The sequence below is a fragment of the Ectopseudomonas khazarica genome (assembly GCF_017915135.1).
Lineage (GTDB): Bacteria > Pseudomonadota > Gammaproteobacteria > Pseudomonadales > Pseudomonadaceae > Aquipseudomonas > Aquipseudomonas khazarica.
Genome location: NZ_CP068551.1, coordinates 5,023,126 through 5,043,502, shown reverse-complemented (window position 1 = coordinate 5,043,502; position 20,377 = coordinate 5,023,126). Strand labels below are relative to the sequence as shown.

Annotated in this window: 17 protein-coding genes; 10 read left to right on the top strand and 7 right to left on the bottom strand. The window is 67.7% G+C overall.

Going from position 1 to position 20,377, the window contains the following annotated elements:
- Nucleotide 1: 1 nt before the first annotated feature.
- The 4 genes from JLK41_RS23700 to JLK41_RS23685 form a co-directional block, all read right to left on the bottom strand.
- Nucleotides 2-817, bottom strand: coding sequence for a formate/nitrite transporter family protein (locus JLK41_RS23700; RefSeq protein ID WP_037051328.1), 816 nt, complete (start codon nt 815-817; stop codon nt 2-4).
- A 42-nt stretch (nt 818-859) separates the two neighbouring features.
- Nucleotides 860-1,222 (bottom strand): nitrite reductase small subunit NirD, encoded by a 363-nt coding sequence (nirD, locus tag JLK41_RS23695; protein ID WP_037051332.1) that lies wholly within the window; start codon nt 1,220-1,222, stop codon nt 860-862.
- Complete coding sequence (gene nirB, locus JLK41_RS23690) at nt 1,222-3,780, bottom strand: nitrite reductase large subunit NirB (RefSeq protein WP_210389978.1); 2,559 nt, start codon at nt 3,778-3,780, stop codon at nt 1,222-1,224. Before nirB ends, nirD begins: the two co-directional genes overlap by 1 nt.
- Nucleotides 3,781-4,127: 347 nt before the next feature.
- Entirely contained in the window at nt 4,128-4,754 is a 627-nt protein-coding gene (locus tag JLK41_RS23685) for a class I SAM-dependent methyltransferase (protein ID WP_037051337.1), read from the bottom strand.
- Nucleotides 4,755-5,108: 354 nt separating this feature from the next.
- Between JLK41_RS23685 and JLK41_RS23680 the strand changes: the two genes are divergently transcribed.
- From JLK41_RS23680 to JLK41_RS23635, 10 genes are all read left to right on the top strand, one after another.
- Complete coding sequence (locus JLK41_RS23680) at nt 5,109-6,350, top strand: MFS transporter (RefSeq protein ID WP_037051339.1); 1,242 nt, start codon at nt 5,109-5,111, stop codon at nt 6,348-6,350.
- Between the two features lie 190 nt (nt 6,351-6,540).
- Entirely contained in the window at nt 6,541-6,915 is a 375-nt protein-coding gene (locus JLK41_RS23675) for a hypothetical protein (RefSeq protein WP_152489895.1), read from the top strand.
- 297 nt (nt 6,916-7,212) lie between these two features.
- On the top strand, nt 7,213-7,776 hold the full coding sequence (locus tag JLK41_RS23670) for a hypothetical protein (protein ID WP_210389977.1): 564 nt from the start codon (nt 7,213-7,215) through the stop codon (nt 7,774-7,776).
- Nucleotides 7,777-8,161: 385 nt separating this feature from the next.
- Nucleotides 8,162-9,496 (top strand): chromate efflux transporter, encoded by a 1,335-nt coding sequence (chrA, locus tag JLK41_RS23665; RefSeq protein WP_210389976.1) that lies wholly within the window; start codon nt 8,162-8,164, stop codon nt 9,494-9,496.
- 183 nt (nt 9,497-9,679) lie between these two features.
- On the top strand, nt 9,680-9,769 hold the full coding sequence (locus JLK41_RS23660) for a potassium ABC transporter ATPase (protein WP_037051350.1): 90 nt from the start codon (nt 9,680-9,682) through the stop codon (nt 9,767-9,769).
- A 10-nt stretch (nt 9,770-9,779) separates the two neighbouring features.
- A complete protein-coding gene (gene kdpA / locus JLK41_RS23655; RefSeq protein ID WP_210389975.1) occupies nt 9,780-11,468 on the top strand; it encodes a potassium-transporting ATPase subunit KdpA in 1,689 nt (562 codons plus the stop codon).
- A gap of 13 nt (nt 11,469-11,481) precedes the next feature.
- Nucleotides 11,482-13,554: a potassium-transporting ATPase subunit KdpB gene (gene kdpB / locus JLK41_RS23650; RefSeq protein WP_210389974.1), complete on the top strand. Its 2,073-nt coding sequence runs from the start codon at nt 11,482-11,484 to the stop codon at nt 13,552-13,554.
- 54 nt (nt 13,555-13,608) lie between these two features.
- Complete coding sequence (gene kdpC / locus JLK41_RS23645; protein WP_210389973.1) at nt 13,609-14,166, top strand: potassium-transporting ATPase subunit KdpC; 558 nt, start codon at nt 13,609-13,611, stop codon at nt 14,164-14,166.
- 10 nt (nt 14,167-14,176) lie between these two features.
- The gene (locus JLK41_RS23640) at nt 14,177-16,828 is read left to right on the top strand and encodes a sensor histidine kinase (RefSeq protein ID WP_210389972.1); all 2,652 of its coding nucleotides are present in this window, start codon (nt 14,177-14,179) and stop codon (nt 16,826-16,828) included.
- Nucleotides 16,828-17,517 (top strand): response regulator, encoded by a 690-nt coding sequence (locus tag JLK41_RS23635; protein ID WP_210389971.1) that lies wholly within the window; start codon nt 16,828-16,830, stop codon nt 17,515-17,517. Before JLK41_RS23640 ends, JLK41_RS23635 begins: the two co-directional genes overlap by 1 nt.
- Before the next feature lie 45 nt (nt 17,518-17,562).
- Here the strand turns inward: JLK41_RS23635 and xopAW are convergent, their stop codons facing one another.
- The 3 genes from xopAW to JLK41_RS23620 form a co-directional block, all read right to left on the bottom strand.
- Nucleotides 17,563-18,285, bottom strand: a complete 723-nt coding sequence (xopAW, locus tag JLK41_RS23630; protein WP_210389970.1) for a XopAW family type III secretion system calcium-binding effector — start codon at nt 18,283-18,285, stop codon at nt 17,563-17,565.
- 91 nt (nt 18,286-18,376) lie between these two features.
- Entirely contained in the window at nt 18,377-19,426 is a 1,050-nt protein-coding gene (locus JLK41_RS23625; RefSeq protein ID WP_210391263.1) for an ATP-binding protein, read from the bottom strand.
- Nucleotides 19,423-20,181: a response regulator gene (locus tag JLK41_RS23620; protein WP_210389969.1), complete on the bottom strand. Its 759-nt coding sequence runs from the start codon at nt 20,179-20,181 to the stop codon at nt 19,423-19,425. The genes JLK41_RS23625 and JLK41_RS23620 overlap by 4 nt, the downstream gene beginning before the upstream one ends.
- Nucleotides 20,182-20,377: the final 196 nt, after the last annotated feature.

Below are 20,377 nucleotides of genomic sequence, written 5' to 3'. Positions count from 1 at the left end.
CTCAGTTGTAGGTGGTGCGCTTGGGCGCGGTTCTGACGTGGGTGGTGTAGAGGGTCAGGCCGGTGAAGGCCAGGCCGCCGACCAGGTTGCCCAGCGCGGTGGGGATCTCGTTCCAGATCATGTAATCCATCACCGAGAAGTCGCCGCCCATGATCATCGCCGAGGGGAACAGGAACATGTTCACCACCGAGTGCTCGAAGCCCATGAAGAAGAACAGCATGATCGGCATCCACATGGCGATGGTCTTGCCGCTCACGGTGGTGGAGATCATCGCCCCGACCACGCCCATCGATACCATCCAGTTGCACAGCATGCCGCGCAGGAAGATGGTCGCCCAGCCGGCCAGGCCGTATTCGGCATAGCCAAGGGTGCGCGCCTCGCCGATGTGCGAGATCTTCTCGCCGATGGCGCCCGGGCCGGTGGAGAAGCCGTAGGTGAAGACGAACGCCATCATGAAGGCCACGGTCAGCGCACCGGCGAAGTTGCCGACGAATACCAGGCCCCAGTTGCGCAGCACGCCGCTCGGGGTGACGCCGGGGCGGCGGTCGAGCAGGGCCAGCGGGGTGAGCATGAACACGCCGGTGAGCAGGTCGAAGCCCATCAGGTAGAGCATCACGAAGCCGACCGGGAAGAGCATGGCGCCCACCAGCGGCGAGCCGGTCTGCACGCCCACGGTGATGGCGAACACCGCCGCCAGGGCCAGGATGGCGCCCGCCATGAAGGCGCGGATCAGGGTGTCGCGGGTCGACATGAAGATCTTCGACTCACCGGCATCCACCATCTTGGTGACGAATTCTGTCGGGACCAGATAGGACATGTTTGCGCTCTCTCGTTAGCTGTTGAAGAAGGGGACAGGGGCTCAGCCCAGGCTGATTTCCACCCGCTCGCCACACAGGCGCACGGGCCAGACCGGCAGGTGCTGCTCGGGGTATTCCAGGCAGGCACCGTCGCGCAGGCGAAAGTGCTGCTTGTACAGCGGCGAGGCGATCACCAGATCGCCTCCCAGGTGACCGACCAGGCCGCGGCCGATGACATTGGCGCCGGATTTCGGGTCGCGGTTGCCGATGGCGAATACCTGCGGCTCGCTGTCCGGCAGGTAGAACAGCGCCACCTGCTGGCCGCCGGCCAGGGCGACGATGCCGGAGCCGGCCACCAGGTCGGCGGTGCGGCACAGGGGGCGCCAGTCGGCGTGCGGATCGCGTGCGGTGTTGGACGGGCTCATCAGACGGCCTCCTCGGTGACGGGGATCAGTTCCAGTTCATGGGCGCGCGCCGGACGGCGCTGGCCGCGTTCGCGGACGAAGCGGATGTCGGGGTCGCCGCCTTTTTCGTTGACGAAGGTGCGGAAGCGCTTGAGCTTCTCCTCGTCCTTCAGCGCGCCCGCCCATTCGCATTCGTAGCGCTCGACCACCAGCTGCATCTGCGCTTCCAGTTCGGCGGCGAGGCCCAGGCTGTCTTCCAGAATCACTTGCTTGAGGTAGTCCAGGCCGCCTTCCAGCGATTCGCGCCACACCGAGGTGCGCTGCAGCTTGTCGGCGGTGCGGATGTAGAACATCAGCACGCGGTCGATGAGGCGTACCAGGCTGTCGTCGTCCAGGTCGGTGGCGAACAGTTCGGCATGCCGTGGGCGCATGCCGCCGTTGCCGCAGACGTACAGGTTCCAGCCGTTCTCGGTGGCGATCACGCCGATGTCCTTGCTCTGCGCCTCGGCGCACTCGCGGGTGCAGCCGCTGACCGCGAACTTGATCTTGTGCGGCGAGCGCAGGCCCTTGTAGCGATTCTCCAGGTGCAGGGCCATGGCCACGCTGTCCTGCACGCCGTAGCGGCACCAGGTGCTGCCGACGCAGCTTTTCACCGTGCGCAGCGACTTGCCGTAGGCGTGGCCGGTCTCGAAACCGGCCGCGATCAGTTCGCCCCAGATGTCCGGCAGTTCGTGCAGCTGGGCGCCGAACAGGTCGATGCGCTGGCCGCCGGTGATCTTGGTGTAGAGGTCGTATTTCTTCGCCACCGCGCCGATGGCGATCAGCCCCTCGGGGGTGATCTCACCGCCGGGGATGCGCGGCACCACCGAGTAGGTGCCGTTCTTCTGCATGTTGGCCATGAAGGTGTCGTTGGTGTCCTGCAGCGGAATCAGTGCCGGCTCGGTGATCGGCCGGTTCCAGCAGGAGGCGAGGATCGAGCCCACCGCCGGTTTGCAGATGTCGCAGCCGAGGTGGCCCTTGCCATGCCTGGCCAGCAGCTCCTCGAACGTCTCGATGCCCTCGACGCGGACGAAGTGATAGAGCTCCTGGCGGGTGTGGGCGAAGTGCTCGCAGAGGCTCGTGTCGACGGCCACGCCACGGGCGCTCAGCTCGTGCTCGACCACCTGCTTGAGCAGCGCCGCGCAGCCGCCACAGCCGGTGGCTGCTCTGGTGTTGGCCTTGACCCCGGCGACATCGCAGCAGCCGGCGTCGATGGCGGCGCACACCGAGCCCTTGCTGACGTTGTGGCAGGAGCAGATGGTGGCGCTGTCCGGCAGGGCGTCGGCGCCGAGCGCCGGGGCGCCGCCACCGGCGGGCATGATCAGGCTGGCCGGGTCGTCCGGCAGCCTGATGCCGTTCTGCGCGTACTGCAGCAGGGTGTCGTAGTAGCTGTTGTCGCCGACCAGCACGGCGCCGAGCACCTGGCGGCCGTCGGCGGAGACCACCAGGCGACGGTAGCTGGCGCTGGCCTCGTCGATGTAGCGGTAGCTGCGCGCGCCGGCCGTTGCGCCGTGGGCGTCGCCGATGGAGCCGACATCGACGCCGAGCAGCTTGAGCTTGGTCGACATGTCGGCACCGAGGAACGGCTGCGCCTCGGCGCCACAGAGCCGGGCGGCGACGGCGCGGGCCATCTGGTAGCCGGGCGCGACCAGGCCGAAGATGCCGCCATTCCAGGCCGCGCACTCGCCGATGGCGTAGATGTTCGGGTCGCTGCTCAGGCACTGGTCATCGATCGCCACGCCGCCGCGCGGGCCGAGTTCCAGCGCGCAGGCGCGGGCCAGGGCGTCCTGCGGGCGGATACCGGCGGAGAAGACGATCAGGTCGGTCTCCAGGGCCTCATCGCCGGCGAAGTTCATCCGGTAGCGGTAGTCGCTGCCGGCGCTGATCGACTGCGTGGCCTTGCCCAGGTGCACGCCGACGCCGAGGTCCTCGATGCGCTGCCTGAGCGCGGCGCCGCCGAAGTCGTCGAGTTGCACCGGCATCAGGCGCGGGGCGAATTCCACCACGTGCGCTTCCAGGCCCAGCGATTTCAGCGCGTTGGCTGCCTCCAGACCGAGCAGGCCGCCGCCGACCACCACGCCGCGGCGTTTGCCCTGGGCGGCGGCGCGGATGGCGTCGAGATCGTCGAGGGTGCGGTAGACCAGGCGCGCATCGCCCTCGGCGCCTTCGATGGGCGGCACGAAGGGGTAGGAGCCGGTGGCCAGCACCAGCTTGTCGTAGGTGAAGCGCCCCTTGGCGGTGATCACCTCGCAGGCGGCGCGGTCGATCTCCAGCACCGGCGCAGCCAGGTGCAGGTACAGGCCGGGGCGTGCGTACAGTTCGGCGGCGCTCATCGCCAGGGATTCGGCATCGCGCCCGCTGAAGTATTCGGAGAGGTGCACACGGTCGTAGGCGCGCTGCGCCTCCTCGCCGAACACGTCGATCCGGTAGTGTTCCAGCGCGCCGGCCGCGAGCAGTTGCTCGACGCAGTGGTGGCCGACCATGCCGTTGCCGATGATGACCAGGCGTTGCTTGTTGCTGGGGCGTTCTGTGCTGTTCATGGTGGTTCCCGGCGAAAGCTCATCAGGTTTTCGTGCGGCAAAAAAAAGCGCCTGAAACCTTGCGGTTCCAGGCGCCTTTGCCTGTTCTGTCGCGTGCCGCTCTATGGCACGTCGCTACCCAATTGCCTGCGTTGGCTGTTCGATCGCCGTTGACCGAGTGGGTTGCCCGGGTGGCCGGGCTTGTGCGGAGTCATGCAGTGGCTGTGCCAATCCCTGTCGAGATGCGCCAGGCCGCTCTGTTCCGGGCCTCGGGCGCTGCGCTCAGGCGCGTTGCGGGTGGCGCGCGCAGCCCAAAAGAATGCACGGCGCGAATCCCTGCCCCATTGTGAGTCGCGGCCGGCCTGTGTTCAGCGGGCACGCCAGACGCTGGCCAGCCAGGGTTGTTGCTCACGTGGCAGGCCGTCTGGACGGTAGTAGTGCTCCAGCTCGACGAAGCCGGCAGCGACGAGCCGCGCACGCCAGCGCTCCAGGTCGTGGTAGCTGCCGTAGCGCGGGCCGTTCCAGCCTTCCTGGTTGTCGCCGCGCGGGTTGGAGCTGAACAGCACGCCGCCGGTTTTCAGTGCCGCATGCAGTTGGCCGAGCACGCGCGGCAGCTCCTGGTCCGGCACATGGAACAGGCTGGCGTTGGCGAAGATACCGTCGAAATGCGCCTCGGGCAGGTCCAGGGCGAGGAAGTTCTGCTGCCACACCTCGCAGCCGCTGTCGGTGCGCGCCATCTCGACGAATTCACCGCAGCCATCCAGGCCGACGGCCTGATGCCCGAGCGCGTTGAAGGTGCGCAGGTCGCGGCCGGGGCCGCAGCCGAGATCGAGGATGCGCCAGGGCCTCGGCGCCTCGATATGGCGCAGCAGGGCGGCGATATTCTGGCTGACGTCGTGGTCGCGGGTGCCCGCGCGGAAATCCTCGGCGCTGTCCTGATAGTGGCTCAGGGTCAGGGCGCTGATCTGGGCGAGTTCGTCGAGGGTGAGCGGCATGGCGAGGCTTCCGTAAAAACGTTCGGACAAGGCTACCAAAGTCGTCTGCCTCTGCGCTTGCACGCTATTCCCAAGGAGCGGCTTCAGCCGCGATGAAACAGCTCGCCGCTAAAGCGCCTCCTACGGGTTTGTGGTCTGAACCATACCGCCCGCAACCGCACGGAGCGTGGGAGGGGCTTCAGCCGCGACTGCACAAGATTCGTCGATCCGGCCCAAAATATTTCGGTTGTCATCTGCCTGTGGAGCAACCAGCGCAACAACCTGTTCACCGGTTTGCCCCATGGCAGGGCTTTGCCGTAGATTGGCCGGCTCACCTCGACCGGCATCGGCCGGTCATGCCTCGAGGTTTCCTCCGTGTCCGCTGCCCCAGTTTCCGTTTACCGGCTTCCCGGTTTCCTGCCCTTTCTCGTCGCGCGCATCGTGGTGGTCTTCGCCGTGCAGATTCAGGCCATCGTGGTGGCCTGGCAGGTCTATGACCTGACGCGCGATCCCCTGTCGCTGGCCTATGTCGGCCTGGCCCAGTTCATCCCCATGCTGGTGCTGCTGATGCCGGCGGGCGACCTGATCGACCGTTACGACCGCAAGCTGATCCTCATGCTCAGCTGGCTGGTGGAGGCGCTGTGCGCGGGGGCGCTGCTCTGGCTGTCACTGAGCGAGGCGCCGGTCAGCTGGTACTACGCCGTGCTGGTGCTCTACGGCTGTGGCCGTGCCTTCACCGGGCCGGCGCTGTCGAGCCTGTTGCCGCAGATCGTGCCGCGCGAGCGCCTGGCGGCGGCCATCGCGGCCAACAGCATGATCATGCGCGGCGCGACCATCTCCGGCCCGGTGCTCGGCGGTGGCCTGTACGCCATCGGCGGCGGTGGCCTGACCTACTCGGTGTGTCTGCTGTGTTTCCTCGTTGGTACGGCGCTGCTGCCGCTGGTGCCGGTGCGCTATGCGGAGAAGATGCAGGCGCTGGAGTCGACCGCCTGGGCGCGCTTCACTGCGGGCATCCACTTCATCCGCACGCGGCCGATCATTCTCGGCACCATCTCGCTGGACCTGTTCGCCGTGCTGCTCGGTGGCGTGGTGGCGTTGCTGCCGATCTACGCCCAGGAGGTGCTGGAGGTCGGCCCCACGGGCCTGGGCCTGCTGCGCAGCGCCATGGCCATCGGCGAGGTGACCGTGGGCCTGTACCTGAGCATGAGACCCTTCAACCGCCATGTCGGCCTGGTGATGTTCGGCGCGGTGGCGCTGTTCGGCCTGGCCAACCTGGTGTTCGCCCTGTCCAGCCTGTTCTGGCTGTCCTTCGCCGCGCTGATGGTGGCCGGCGGTGCGGACATGGTGAGCATGTACATTCGTTCCTCGCTGGTGCAGTTCTCCACACCGGACGCCATGCGTGGCCGGGTCAACGCGGTGAACATGCTGTTCATCGGTTCGTCCAACGAGCTGGGCGAATTCCGCGCCGGTACCAGTGCCGCCTGGTTCGGCGTGGTGCCGGCGGCGTTGCTCGGTTGCGCCTGCACCCTGCTGGTGACCGGCGGCTGGATGCTCGGCTTCAAGAGCCTGCGCAAGGTCGACCGTTTCGAGGATGCGTCGCCGAGCAAGGTGGCCTGACAGCGTTCGGTCGCTGACGCGATCCTGGTCCGGGGCGGTACAGCCAGCACAAGGCCATTAGGTCATCTGTGTTATGGCTGGGCCACCTGCCCGTCCTTATGCTCCTTGCTTACCGCCCTTGCGTGGCTGCTCGCGCGCAGCGCCGAGGCCCCGTGGGCGGTATGGACGGATCAAAACAAGGACATTCAGCATGAACAAGACAACCCTCATCGCCGCGGCGGCCCTCTCTCTGACCCTGCTGGCAGGCTGCAACGTTCGTACGCCGCTGGACTACGAGACCGGCGTGTACATCGCCCCGGAAACGCTGCAGCAGCTGAAAAGTTCCGGTGCCACCCAGGATGAGGTCGTCAAGCAGGTCGGTCACCCTAACTCCAAGTCCGAGCTGAGCGGCAAGGAAGTGTGGAAGTACGACTACAGCCTGATCACCGCGTTACCGGGTGCGTACAACAAGAACGAGTCGACCGTGTTCGAGTGGAGCAAGGCCGGCAAACTGCTCGACGCCTACAAGACCAACGGCGGTGCCGGCGCCAATGGCAACCCGCTGCTGAAGGCCGCCGGCAACTGAACCGGGCCCGGCACGCTGAGGAAAACGCCCGACCTGTCGTAATGCTGTTCCCAGGAGAGGTAGTCGGACGCACATAGTCCCCTCTCCCCCAGCCCCTCTCCCATGAATGGGAGAGGGGAGCCAAACGTGTGCACCTCAGATGAACAGCATCACCGAGCTGTCTGTCGGGCGTTTCCCTGTGTGCGGGCCGGTTGACCGTTGTCCCCATTGTCTGTGGTCCCGGCCTGTGTACAGTAGGGCGGGCCAGCCTGCTCCCCGGGCTGGCAGGACGACTGACCTTCAGGGACGAAACGGCGCATGTCCACCGCTCGCAAGCTGCTCATCTGCGCAACGCTGGTCTTCGGCACCTTCGCCTGTGCCTTGGCGATCCGCCTGGCCTATCTGCACAGGCTCAACGAGCACCGCCTGAGCATGGTGCCCGACGCGCTGCAGGTCACCTCCATCGTCTATGCCATGGAGGAGTCCTGGGGATTCGGCCCAGGCGGCAACGAGACCGGGATTCTCGTCTATCGCCTGCCCGCAGCCACTGCAGCGCTCGCCGGCACGGGGCTGGGGTTCTTCGAGAACATGCCGGGCAACAGCGCCACTGCAGGGCGGCGCTGGCGCGGCTCGTACAGCGACTGGAAAGAAACGCCGATCGCCGCGGACGAGCGGCACTGGCCTGTGGACAGTCGCCAGCAGTCGCTGAGCAGCCTCGATTACCTCTGTCGTTACGGTTTCTGCATCGAGGTGGCCGCCGCGCTGATACGCGATGTCGACAGCCTTATCAACAGCCCGGGCAGCTATTACGCCTATGGTCGGATCGGCCTGATCGTCGTCAGCCCCGAGAAGCGCCTGGTGGTCTATCTGTACAACGGCTGACGCCTCCCGATTGCTTCACAGATTCTGTTGGCAGTCCTGTGGATAACCTTTGCAAAAGCCCTTCCTGCCTAGCATTCCCGCGGCCTGCCCGGAGCCGTTCAGTTTTTGCCCAGTGACGTCTTGTTGGCGTCATCGACAGGTCGCATCGTTCGATCAATCAATGACTTGCGTTGAGTTTCCCACAGCGGGGCAGGGGCTGGCCGCAGGCGCCCGGCTCATGCACAGAATCTGGGGAAAGCGCTGTGGATAAGATGCGGGAAAAGCGTTCCAGGCCAGGTGGTACAAGGGCTGCGGGAGGCTGGTCGTTTTTCGTGCGCTGTCGCTTCGCTGTCATGTTTCGCGGCTATAGTGGGCGGTCGGTTTTCGTCGTGCTGGAGCCTGCCCAATGTCCGATTCGCCAGAGCGTACTGCCCCGGTCAGCCTGCTGCAGGCGTTGCGTTTCTGGCTGAAACTGGGGCTGATCAGCTTCGGCGGGCCGGCCGGGCAGATCTCGATCATGCATCAGGAGCTGGTGGAGAAGCGCCGCTGGTTGTCCGAGCGACGATTTCTGCATGCGCTGAACTACTGCATGCTGCTGCCCGGGCCGGAGGCGCAGCAGCTGGCCACCTACATCGGCTGGCTGATGCACCGCAGCTGGGGCGGGGTGATCGCCGGCGTGCTGTTCGTGCTGCCATCGCTGCTGATCCTCATCGGCCTGTCCTGGGTCTATCTGGCCTATGGCGACGTGCCCCTGGTGGCGGGGCTCTTCTATGGCCTCAAGCCGGCGGTGACGGCCATCGTGGCGCAGGCGGCCTGGCGCATCGGCGGGCGGGTGCTGAGAAACGCCTGGCTGTGGGGCATCGCGCTGGCGGCCTTCGTCGCGATCTTCGCGTTGCAGTTGCCCTTTCCCCTGATCGTGCTGGCTGCCGCGCTGATCGGCTACCTCGGCGGGCGCCTGGCGCCGCAGCATTTCACCGGCGCGGCTGCGCATGGCGAGGTTGGCGCCGCCCCGGTGGCGGCGCTGATCGATGACGACACGCGCCTGGCGCATACGCGTTTCCGGCCCGCTCGCCTGGGGCTGATCCTGCTGCTGGGCGCGTTGCTGTGGTTGCTGCCGATGGGCCTGCTGACCCTGGCGTTCGGCTGGCAGGGCACGCTGACGCAGATGGGCTGGTTCTTCACCAAGGCGGCGCTGCTGACCTTTGGCGGCGCCTACGCGGTGCTGCCCTATGTGTATCAGGGCGCCATCGAGCAGTATGGCTGGCTGACGCCCAGGCAGATGATCGACGGCCTGGCGCTCGGCGAGACCACGCCGGGGCCGCTGATCATGGTCGTCGCCTTCGTGGCCTTCGTCGGTGCCTACGGCCAGCCGCCGTTCTCGGGCGACTCGGCCTTCGCCAGTGGTGCTCTGGCGGCTGTATTGGTCACCTGGTTCACCTTTCTGCCGTCGTTCCTGTTCATCCTCGCCGGCGGGCCGCTGGTGGAGTCGACCCACGGCCGCTTGCAGTTCACCGCGCCGCTGACCGGCATCACCGCTGCGGTGGTCGGGGTCATCGTCAATCTGGCGCTGTTCTTCGCCTATCACGTGCTCTGGCCAGAGGGCTTCGGTGGGACCTTCGACTGGCTGTCGGCAGCGATCACGCTGGGCGCGGGCGTGGCGCTGCTGGGCTTGCGGCGCGGCGTGATCGAGACGCTGCTGGCCTGTGCGCTGCTGGGGCTGGCGCTGCAGTTGCTGGCCTGAGTGGCGGGCTTGCCAATGCCTGACGGGTTGCGCGGCGCTTGAGCCGGCGCGCCGCCACGGGCCCGGCGGCGCTGCATCGATACGCTTTCTTTACGCCCCGCCAGCCGCCTGCCAATCGAATCTTTACGGCCGGCCTTCCGACAATGCTCGCGAGCGGACGTCCCGCATCGTGGAGCTTTGAACATGAACGCAATCGATGGTGTGTCGCTGATCCTGGTGATCGGCCTCTTCGCCTACCTGCTGGTGGCTCTGCTCACCGCCGGGCGCGGCTGAGGAGGTGGCCATGCACGACAACGACTGGCTGCTGCTGGCAGCTTTTTCCCTGCTGGTGCTGGCACCGGCGCCGTTTCTGGGGCGCTACTTCTATCGTGTGATGGAAGGCCAGCGCACCTGGCTGAGCCCTCTGCTGCAACCCCTGGAGCGCGCCTGTTACCGTGTCGCCGGCATCGACCCGCAGCAGGAGCAGGGCTGGCGCGGCTACAGCCTGGCACTGCTGGCCTTCACGCTGGTCTGCCTGCTGGTGCTGACCGGCATCCTGCTGTTGCAGGGCGGCTTGCCGCTCAATCCGCAGCAGGTGGCCGGGATGAGCCTGCCGCTGGCCTTCAACACGGCGGTGAGCTTCGTCACCAACACCAACTGGCAGGCCTACAGCGGTGAGGCACAGCTCAGCTATTTCAGTCAGATGCTTGGCCTGGGGGTGCAGAACTTCGTCAGCCCGGCGGTGGGGCTGGCGGTGCTGGTGGTGCTGTGCCGGGGGCTGACGCGGCAGTCCAGCGACCGCCTGGGCAACTTCTGGGTCGACCTGACCCGCGCCGTGCTCTACGGCCTGCTGCCGCTGTGTCTGCTGCTGGCGTTGCTGCTGGTGTGGCAGGGCGTACCGCAGACCTTCAGCGACTACGTGGCGGCGACCACCCTGCAGGGCAGCGAGCAGACCCTGCCGATGGGGCCGGCGGCCAGCCAGATTGCCATCAAGCAGCTGGGCACCAACGGCGGCGGATTCTTCGGGGTCAACTCGGCGCACCCCTTCGAGAACCCCACGGCGCTGAGCAACCTGCTGGAGCTGGCGTCGATCCTGCTGGTCCCGGCAGCGCTGGTGTTCGCCTTCGGTCACTACGTGCGGGACCTGCGTCAGAGCCGGGCGATCCTGGCCAGCATGCTGTTGCTGTTCGCCATGGGGCTGGGCCTCTGTGCCTGGGCGGAGTTGCAGCCGAATCCGCTGCTGGCGGGGCTGCCCGTCGAGCAGGTGGGCTCACTGGAGGGCAAGGAAGCCCGCTTCGGCAGCTTCGCTTCGGCGCTCTGGGCCACCACCACCACGGCGGCCTCCAATGGCTCGGTGAACGCCATGCACGACAGCTTCAGCGCGCTCGGCGGGCTGGTGCCGCTGTTCAACATGGTGCTCGGCGAGATCATCTTCGGCGGCATCGGCGCCGGTCTCTACGGCATGCTGCTGTTCGTGCTGATCGCGGTGTTCCTCGCCGGCCTGATGATCGGTCGCACACCGGCCTACCTGGGCAAGCGGCTGGAGGCGCGCGAGGTGCGCCTGCTGGTCGCCACGCTGATGGTGATGCCGCTCGGCGTGCTGGTCTGCGTTGCCCTGGCGGTGAGCTTCGCCGGACCTGCGGCCTCCATCGGCAACCCCGGCCCGCACGGTTTCACCCAGGCGCTGTACGCCTATGGCTCGGCCACCGGCAACAACGGATCGGCCTTCGCCGGCTTCAGCGCCGACACCCCCTACCACGACCTCATGCTCGGCCTGGCCATGCTGCTCGGGCGCTTCGGCTACATCCTGCCGGTGCTGGCGATCGCTGGCAGCCTGGCGGCCAAGCGCACGGCCCCGATGGGGCGGAACAGCTTCCCCACCCACGGCCCGCTGTTCGTCGTGTTGCTGACGCTGACCATCCTCCTGGTGGGTGGCCTGACTTTCATGCCGGCGTTGGCCCTGGGCCCGCTGGCCGAATACCTGGCACTGTGAAGGAGCGCCCGTGATGAATGTCCATGTATCGGCGCAATGCAGCGCCAACCCGTCCAGCGGCAAGGTGCAGACCCACCTCGGTGCGCTGTGGCGCCCGGCCCTCAGGCAGGCCTTCGTCAAGCTCGACCCGCGCCAGCTGGTGCGCTCACCGGTGATGCTGGTGGTCGAGCTGACGGCGCTGGTCACCAGCGTGCTGTGTTTCGTGCCAGCCGCTCAGCCCGGGGATGGCCAGGTAAGCACTGCCCTGGGCGTGCAGATCGCCCTGTGGCTGTGGTTCACCGTGCTGTTCGCCAACTTCGCCGAAGCGCTGGCCGAGGGCCGTGGCAAGGCGCGTGCCGACAGCCTCAAATCCGCCGGCCAGGGACTGATGGCGCGCAAGCGGGTCGGTGCGCAGTTCCACTCGGTAGCGGCCGCCAGCCTGCGTACGGGCGATGTGGTGCGGGTCGAGGCCGGCGAGCTGATACCGGGCGACGGCGAGGTGATCGACGGGATTGCGGCGGTCAACGAGGCGGCCATCACCGGTGAGTCCGCGCCGGTGATCCGTGAGTCCGGCGGGGACCGCTCGGCAGTCACCGGCAATACCCGTCTAGTGTCGGACTGGCTGCTGGTGAGGATCACCGCCAATCCTGGCGAGTCCACGCTCGACCGCATGATCGCCCTGGTCGAGGGCGCGCGCCGGCAGAAGACGCCCAATGAAGTCGCGCTGGATATCCTGCTGATCGGCCTGACCCTGATCTTCCTGCTGGTGGTAGCCACCCTGCAGCCCTTCGCCCGCTTCGCCGACGGCAACCTGCCGCTGATCTATCTCGCCGCCCTGCTGGTGACGCTGATCCCCACCACCATCGGTGGCCTGCTCTCGGCTATTGGTATCGCCGGCATGGATCGCCTGGTACGCCTGAACGTCATCGCCAAGTCGGGGCGCGCGGTCGAGGCGGCCGGCGACGTGCATACCCTGTTGCTGGACAAGACCGGCACCATCACCTTCGGCAACCGCCGCTGCAGCGCGCTGCTCCAGGCGCCCGGGGTCGCTGCGGCGGAGCTGGCCAGGGCGGCGCTGCTGGCGTCGCAGGGCGATGACACCCCGGAGGGCAAGTCGATCGTCGAGTACCTGGCGTCGCTGCAGCCGCTGGCGTTGCCCGCTCCTGATGGCATGAGGCTGATCGCCTTCAGCGCCGAGACACGCCTGTCGGGTGTCGACGTGGATGGCCTGGCCTATCGCAAGGGCGCGGTGGACGCCGTGCTGGCCTACCTCGGGCTGGGGCGTGACGGCATGCCGGCGGCACTGGCGAGCGAGGTGGAGAAGATTGCCAAGAGCGGCGGTACACCGCTGCTGGTGGCCGCTGGCGGGCGACTGCTCGGCGCCATTCACCTCAAGGACGTGGTCAAGCCGGGTATCCGTGAGCGCTTCGCCGAACTGCGCGCCATGGGTATCCGCACCGTCATGGTGACGGGTGACAACCCGCTGACCGCTGCGGCCATCGCCGCCGAGGCGGGGGTAGACGACGTGATCGCCGAGGCGACGCCGCAGAAGAAGCTGGCGCGCATCCGCGCCGAGCAGGCCGAGGGCAAGCTGGTGGCGATGTGCGGCGATGGTGCCAACGATGCACCGGCTCTGGCCCAGGCCGATGTCGGACTGGCCATGAACGATGGGACTCAGGCCGCCCGCGAGGCCGCCAACCTGGTGGATCTGGACAGCGACCCGACCAAGTTGATCGACGTGGTGCAGGTCGGCAAGGAGCTGCTGGTGACGCGCGGTGCGTTGACCACCTTCTCGCTGGCCAACGATGTGGCGAAGTACTTCGCCATCCTGCCGGCGCTGTTCGCCGGTATCTATCCACAGCTCGGCGCACTCGACCTGATGCAGCTGCACAGCCCGCAAAGCGCGATTCTCTCGGCCATCGTGTTCAACGCCCTGATCATCGTCGGATTGATCCCGCTGGCGCTGCGCGGTGTGCGCATCCGGGCCCTGGATGCCGGCCAGCTGCTGCGGCGCAACCTGCTGATCTATGGCCTCGGCGGCCTGCTCGCCCCCTTCGTCGGCATCAAGCTGCTCGACCTGCTGCTGGTGGCGCTGGGCTGGGTGTAGTCCGCGCTCGACCTGCCCCGGAGCTGATCCGGGGCAACTTTCTGGAGAACCATCATGCTCGAACATATTCGCCCTGCCGTCGCCACCCTGGCGCTGATGACCCTGCTGACCGGCGTCGCCTACCCGCTTGCGGTCACGGCCATGGCGCACCTGGCATTCCCCGACCAGGCTGCCGGCAGCCTGGTGCGAGACGAAACGGGGCAGGTGCGTGGCAGCCGCCTGATCGCCCAGGCCTTCGACGGCGATCAGTGGTTCCAGCCACGCCCCTCGGCGGGTGATTACGCCACCGTGGCCAGCGCCGCCAGCAACCTGGCGGCGAGCAATCCGCGCCTGTACGAGCGCGTCGCACGGCTCAGCGCCGGCCACGACGCTCAGGCGCCGGTGCCGATGCAACTGGTGACCACCTCGGCCAGCGGCCTCGACCCGCATCTGTCACCCGCGGCCGCTGCCTGGCAGGTGCCACGCATCGCGCAGGCGCGCAACCTGGCGTCAGAGGTATTGTCGCAGCTGATCGAGGCGCACACCGAACGCCCGCTGTTTGGCCCTGCGGTGGTCAATGTGCTGGCCCTGAACCTGGCGCTGATCGACAATCCGCCCCTCAACGCTCGCTGATGATCCCGCCATGACTGACAGCCTGCGCGCCGAAGCGCTGCTTGCCGACCTGCCCCGCGAAGGCCGTGGGCGGCTCAAGGTATTTCTCGGTGCTGCGCCCGGCGTGGGCAAGACCTACGCCATGCTGCAGGCCGCCCATGCGCAGCTGCGCATGGGCGTGCCGTTGCGTGCGGGGGTGGTCGAAAGCCATGGTCGCAGCGACACCGAGGCCCTGCTGCTGGGCTTGCCGCAACAGCCGCCACGGCGCCTGCCCTACCGTGGCCTGGAAATCTGCGAGATGGATCTCGACGGTCTGCTGCTCGATCCGCCGAAGCTGGCACTGGTCGACGAGCTGGCGCACAGCAACGCCCCTGGCAGTCGTCACGCCAAGCGCTGGCAGGATGTGCAGGAGCTGCTCACGGCCGGCATCGACGTCTACACCACGGTCAACGTCCAGCACCTGGAGAGCCTCAACGACCGCATCCGCGACATCACCGGGGTGCAGGTGCGTGAAACCGTACCGGACTGGGTGCTGCAGGAAGCCGACGAGATCCAGTTGATCGACCTGCCGCCGCGCGAGCTGCTGGAGCGCCTGCGCGACGGCAAGGTGTACATGCCCGAACAGGCGCGGGCAGCCATCGACGCGTTCTTCTCTCCGACCAACCTGACCGCGCTGCGTGAGCTGGCCATGCAGACCGCTGCCGCACGGGTCGATGCCGATCTCGACCGGCGCTACCGCCAGCTTGGCCAGGCCGCGCCCAGCGTGCTTGGGCGCTTGCTGGTGGGGGTGGACGGCGATGGCGAGGCCGAGCGCCTGGTGCGTCACGCCTGCCGGGTGGCCGAGCGGCGTCATCTGCCCTGGTCGGTGGTGCACGTCAACAGCCGCCAGGCCATGGACGACGTGCAGCGTGGGCGGGTGCAGGCGGCCTTGAGCCTGGCCGAGCGCCTGGGGGGCGAGGTGGTGATCCTGCACGGCGAATCGGTGGCGCGCACGCTGCTCGAGCATGCCCGCGAGCGGCGTGCCAGCCTGATTCTGGTTGGCAGCAGTGCACGGCGCCTGCGACGGCGCTGGTTCGGCCGTGGTGTCGGCGAGCGCCTGCTGGCGGCGGGGGCCGGACTGGAAGTGAGCGTGCTGGATGCCGAGGCGGGGCAGCCGCACGCCGGGCGTGGCCGGCAACCGGCGCCGCGCTGGCGCGACTATCTGCTGGCGCTGCTGGCGACCGCCGGTGCCACGCTGATCGCCCTCGGGCTGGCGCGGATACTGGAGTTGCCGAACATCTCGCTGGTGTTTCTCGCCGCCGTGCTGCTGGTGGCCGTACGCAGCAGCCTGGGGCCGGCGCTGCTGTGTTCGGGGCTGTCGTTTCTGGTCTACAACTTCCTCTTCATCCCGCCGACCCTGACCCTGCACATCCAGCGTCAGGAGGACGTGCTGACGCTGCTGTTCTTCCTGCTCATGGCCGGCCTGACCGGTAACCTGGCCAGCCGTCAGCGGCGCCAGGTGCAGGCACTGCGCCACATGCAGGGTGAAACCACGGCACTGCTGGAGCTGTCGCGCAAGCTGACCGTCGCCGCTGACCGCCAGGCCGTGCTGGCGGTGGCCGAGCAGCAACTGGGCGGCTGGGCGGAGGTGCAACTGACGCTGCTGTCGCGCATGGCGCAGGGGCCGTGGCAGCACGAGGGTGGCCTGCACATCGAGCTGTCCGATGCCGAGCACGCTGCCGCGGACTGGGCCTGGCAGCATGAGCAGCCCGCTGGTCTCGGCACCGACACCCTGCCGGGCAGCCGCTGGTGGTGGTGGCCGCTGTGCGGGGAGGAGGGCGCCTTGCTGCTGCTCGGCCTGCGGACAGCCACTGGTACGCCGCTGACGGACACGCGCCGCCGGCTGGTCGCCGCGCTCGCTCAGCCGCTGGCACAGGCCCTGGCGCGCGCGCAGTTGGCCGAGGAGCTGGAAGCCGCGCGCCTGCATGGGCAGACCGAAGAGTTGCGCAGTGCCTTGCTGGCCTCGGTGTCGCACGACCTGCGTACGCCGCTGACGGCCATGCGCGGTTCCATCGACGCCCTGCTGGCACTGGGCGACGCGATCCCCGCAGCGGATCGCCACGAGCTGCTTGAAGGCACCCGTGATGAGGCCGAACGGCTCGACCGCTATATCCAGAACCTGCTCGACATGACCCGCCTGGGCCATGGCGGGCTCAAGCTGGCGCGTGACTGGGTGGCGCCCAGCGACATCGTCGCCAGCGCCCTGCAGCGCCTGCGCACGGTGCTTGCCCCGCTACAGGTGCAGTGTGTGCTGCCGGCGGAGCCGCCGCTGCTGTACGTGCATGCGGCGCTGATCGAGCAAGCGCTGGTCAACGTGCTGGAGAACGCGGCGCGTTTCTCGCCGCCGGATGGGCGTCTGCGTGTGTCGCTGGAGTTCGATGAACAGGCGTTGCGTTTCGTCGTCGCCGATCAGGGGCCTGGCATTCCCGAGGCGGAGCGGGTGAAGATCTTCGACATGTTCTACACCGCCGCGCGCGGGGACCGTGGTGGCCAGGGCACGGGGCTGGGCCTGGCCATCTGCCAGGGCATGGTCGGTGCCCACGGTGGCCGCGTCAGCGTCGGCGACGGGCTGGATGGCCGTGGTGCCAGCCTCACCCTGCACCTGCCATTGACCGCGCAACCACAAGCCAGCGAGGAAGAGTGATGAGCCAGGGACCGAGCATTCTGCTGATCGACGATGAGGCACAGATTCGCAAGTTTCTGCGCATCGCCCTCAGTGCTCAGGGCTATCGGGTGCTGGAGGCCGCGAACGGCGAAGACGGTCTGGCCCAGGCGGCCTTGCAGAGCCCGGATGTGGTGGTTCTCGACCTTGGTTTGCCCGATCTCGACGGCCAGCAGGTCCTGCGCCGGCTGCGTGAATGGAGCCAGATGCCGGTGCTGGTGCTGTCGGTGCGCGCCAGCGAGGGCGAGAAGGTGCTGGCGCTGGACGGCGGCGCCAACGACTACGTGAGCAAGCCCTTCGGTATTCAGGAGTTCCTGGCCCGTGTGCGCGTGCTGCTGCGCCAGGGGCAGGTACGCGAAGCGCTGCCGGCGAACATCGTCTGTGGCGGGTTGAACATCGACCTGGCCTATCGACGGGTCAGCGTGGAGGGCGGCGAAGTCGCCCTGACACCCAAGGAGTATGCGGTGCTCGCCCTGCTTGGCCAGCACCTCGGACGCGTGGTGACGCAGCAGCAGCTGCTGCGCGACATCTGGGGGCCGAGCCACGTCGGCGACAGCCACTACCTGCGCGTGGTGGTCGGTCATCTGCGGCAGAAGCTGGGTGACGATCCGGCCGCGCCCCGCTACCTGATCACCGAGGCGGGCGTGGGCTACCGCCTGAGGGGCGATTGAGCGGCGCTGGACGCCGCCGCCAGTGAGGCCAGCGGCGGCTCGCGTTCAGGCGCTGAGGCTGAGCTGGCTACCCAGGCTGCCGGCGTCGTTCTGGCTGCTCTGGTAGTGCTGCAGCAGCTTGCCGATCATCTCCGAGACCTGTGGTTCGAGCTCGGGCCTGGGTGGGCGCTGGGCGACGGCCTCGAGCAGGCTGTCCAGCGTCGCGTCGTCGCCTTCGCTACCCTGCGCCAGTTCGAATGATGGGCCGCCAGACGGCGGAGGGGGTGGCGCGAGTGCGCTCAGTTCGTCCAGGTCGAGGCCGCCGTCACCGCCGCTGTCCAGCTCGGCGAGCAGGGCACTGGTGTCGACTGCGCCGTCGTTGGCCAGTGCGGCGAGTTCGTCGGCATCGATGAGGCCGTCACCGTTGGCGTCGAGCTGGGCGAACATGTCCTCGGGGTTGGGCCCGCCCGGCGGCGGCGGAGGAGGCGGTGCGAGTGCGGCGATCTCGTCGCTGTCGAGGCTGCCATCGCCATTGCCATCGAGTTGGCTGAACAGCTCGTCGATGTCGATGGTCAGGCTGCTGTCGTTCTCCTGTGCGGCGCTGAGCACGCTGCTCAGTTCTTCCTTGGCGACGCTGCCGTCGCCGTCGCTGTCGAGCAGGCTGAACAGCTTTTCCTGCATGTTGGCCGGGCCTCCGGCGCAGCTTCCGCTGCTGGCGGTGCTGCGCTGGGTGCTGGCGTAAGTCGAGCTGTAGGCGTAGCCCGAGTAACTGCTGACACCACTGATCATGAGCGTTGCTCCCATGGTTGGCTGGCTGAAGAGGCTTCTTCAGCCATGGCAGGTTCAGGGGCGCTTATGTACGGGGTGTGTGGACTTTGTATCAGGCAGGACACGTGAGCGCGCGTGGCAGGCGCAGTATGGCCGTCAGGCCGCCGCCGGGGGTTTCTTCCAGGTGGATGTCGCCGCCCTGGCGTTGCGCCGCCTCGCGGGCGATGGTCAGCCCCAGGCCCACGCCGCCGGAGTTGCGATTGCGCGAGCCTTCCACGCGGTAGAACGCCTCGAACACGCTTTCCCGCAAGGCCGGCGCGATGCCCGGGCCGTAGTCGATGACGCGTACCTCGACCCACTCGGGGCCGTCGCGCAGTTCGATCTCGGCATGCTCGGCGTAGCGCAGGGCATTCTCCACCAGGTTGTTGATGCACGAGCGCAGTGCCACCGGGCGCGCCTGCAGGGGCGCGCACTGGCCCCGGACGCCGACATCCTCGCCGCGTTCGCAGGCGTCTTCGGCCAGCGCTTCGACCAGCGCCTGGATATCCAGGTTCTGCGCTTGCTCGGCGTTGTGCAGCTGGCGCAGGTAGCCGAGCGTGGCATCGAGCATCTCGGTCATCTCGGCCAGGTCCAGGGCCATGCGCTCGCGCACCTGCGTGTCGGGAATCTGTTCCAGGCGCAGTTTCAGGCGGGCCAGCGGCGTGCGCAGGTCATGCGACACCGCTGCCAGCATGCGCGTGCGCTGCTGCACCTGGCCGCGAATGCGCTGCTGCATCTGGTTGAAGGCCTGGGCGGCCTGGCGTGTCTCGCGTGGCCCGGCCAGTGGCAGCGGCGGGCTGTCGAGGTCGTCGGCCAGCTGTTCGGCTGCCTCGGCCAGGTGGCGGATCGGCCGGCTGAGCAGGCGCGCGCAGTACCAGGCCGCGAGCAGCAGGGTGATCAACTGAAAGCCGAAGACGATCAGCGGGCCATCGAGTCGTGGCGGGGGAGGGCCGGCCTCGGGCGGCGGCAGGCCGTCCAGCGCCATGTGCGGCGGAGGCGGGGGCGGAGGCGGGGGGGCGCCGTAACGGCCGAACCAGGCGAAGGCCAGTGCATGAGCCAGCACGATGGCGATCAGGAACACGCCGAGCAGGCGTGCGAACAGGCTGTCGGGGCGCGCCATCAGCGGATCTCGGCAACGTCGAGCAGGTAGCCTTCGCCGCGCACGGTCTTGATCAGGTTGGGGTTGCGCGAATCGTCGCCGAGCTTCTGGCGCAGCCGTGAGACCAGCAGGTCGATGCTGCGGTCGAAGGCCTCGATGGCACGACCACGGGCGGCGTCGAGCAATTGCTCACGGCTGAGCACCCGCCTCGGGCGCTCGAGGAAGGCCCAGAGCAGGCGGAATTCGGCGTTCGACAGGGGCACCACCAGCCCGCTCGGCGCCTGCAGCTGGCGTAGCACGCTGTGCAGCGTCCAGTCGGCGAAGCGCAGTTGCGACGGTGGCTCGTCACGTGGTGTGTCACGCCCATCGCGCACCCGGCGCAGGATGCTCTGGATGCGCGCCACCAGTTCGCGCGGTTCGAACGGCTTGGCCATGTAGTCGTCGGCACCCAGCTCCAGGCCGATGATGCGGTCGGCCGGTTCGCAGCGGGCGGTGAGCATGAGGATCGGGATATCGGATGCGGCGCGCAGCTCGCGGCACAGGCTCAGGCCATCTTCGCCGGGCAGCATCAGGTCGAGAATCACCGCGTCGAAGTGCCCCCCGGCCAGGGCCAGGCGCATGGCCGCGCCATTGCCAACCGCCTCGCTGGCGATGTTGAAGCGCGTCAGGTAGCCGCCAAGCAGCTCGCGCAGCTCTTCGTTGTCGTCGACGAGCAGCACGCGCGTGGTACGGGGTGTGGCTTCGGTCTGGGTCGTGTCATGCACCAGGGACGGCTCCATCGGCAACGGAAGATACCGGGGCGCCAACGCCCCGTGAGAGTCTCGGTGATCGGCGTATCCGGAACGTGTCGGTAATGTATCGGCGATGATACAAAGCCGCGCTGCGTTGCGCTGTCACACGGATCGACCGGTGATCGGCGAGGGCCTTTTTAAATTCCATAAAAGAATAAATAAATCATTATTTATTCTTTTTGTT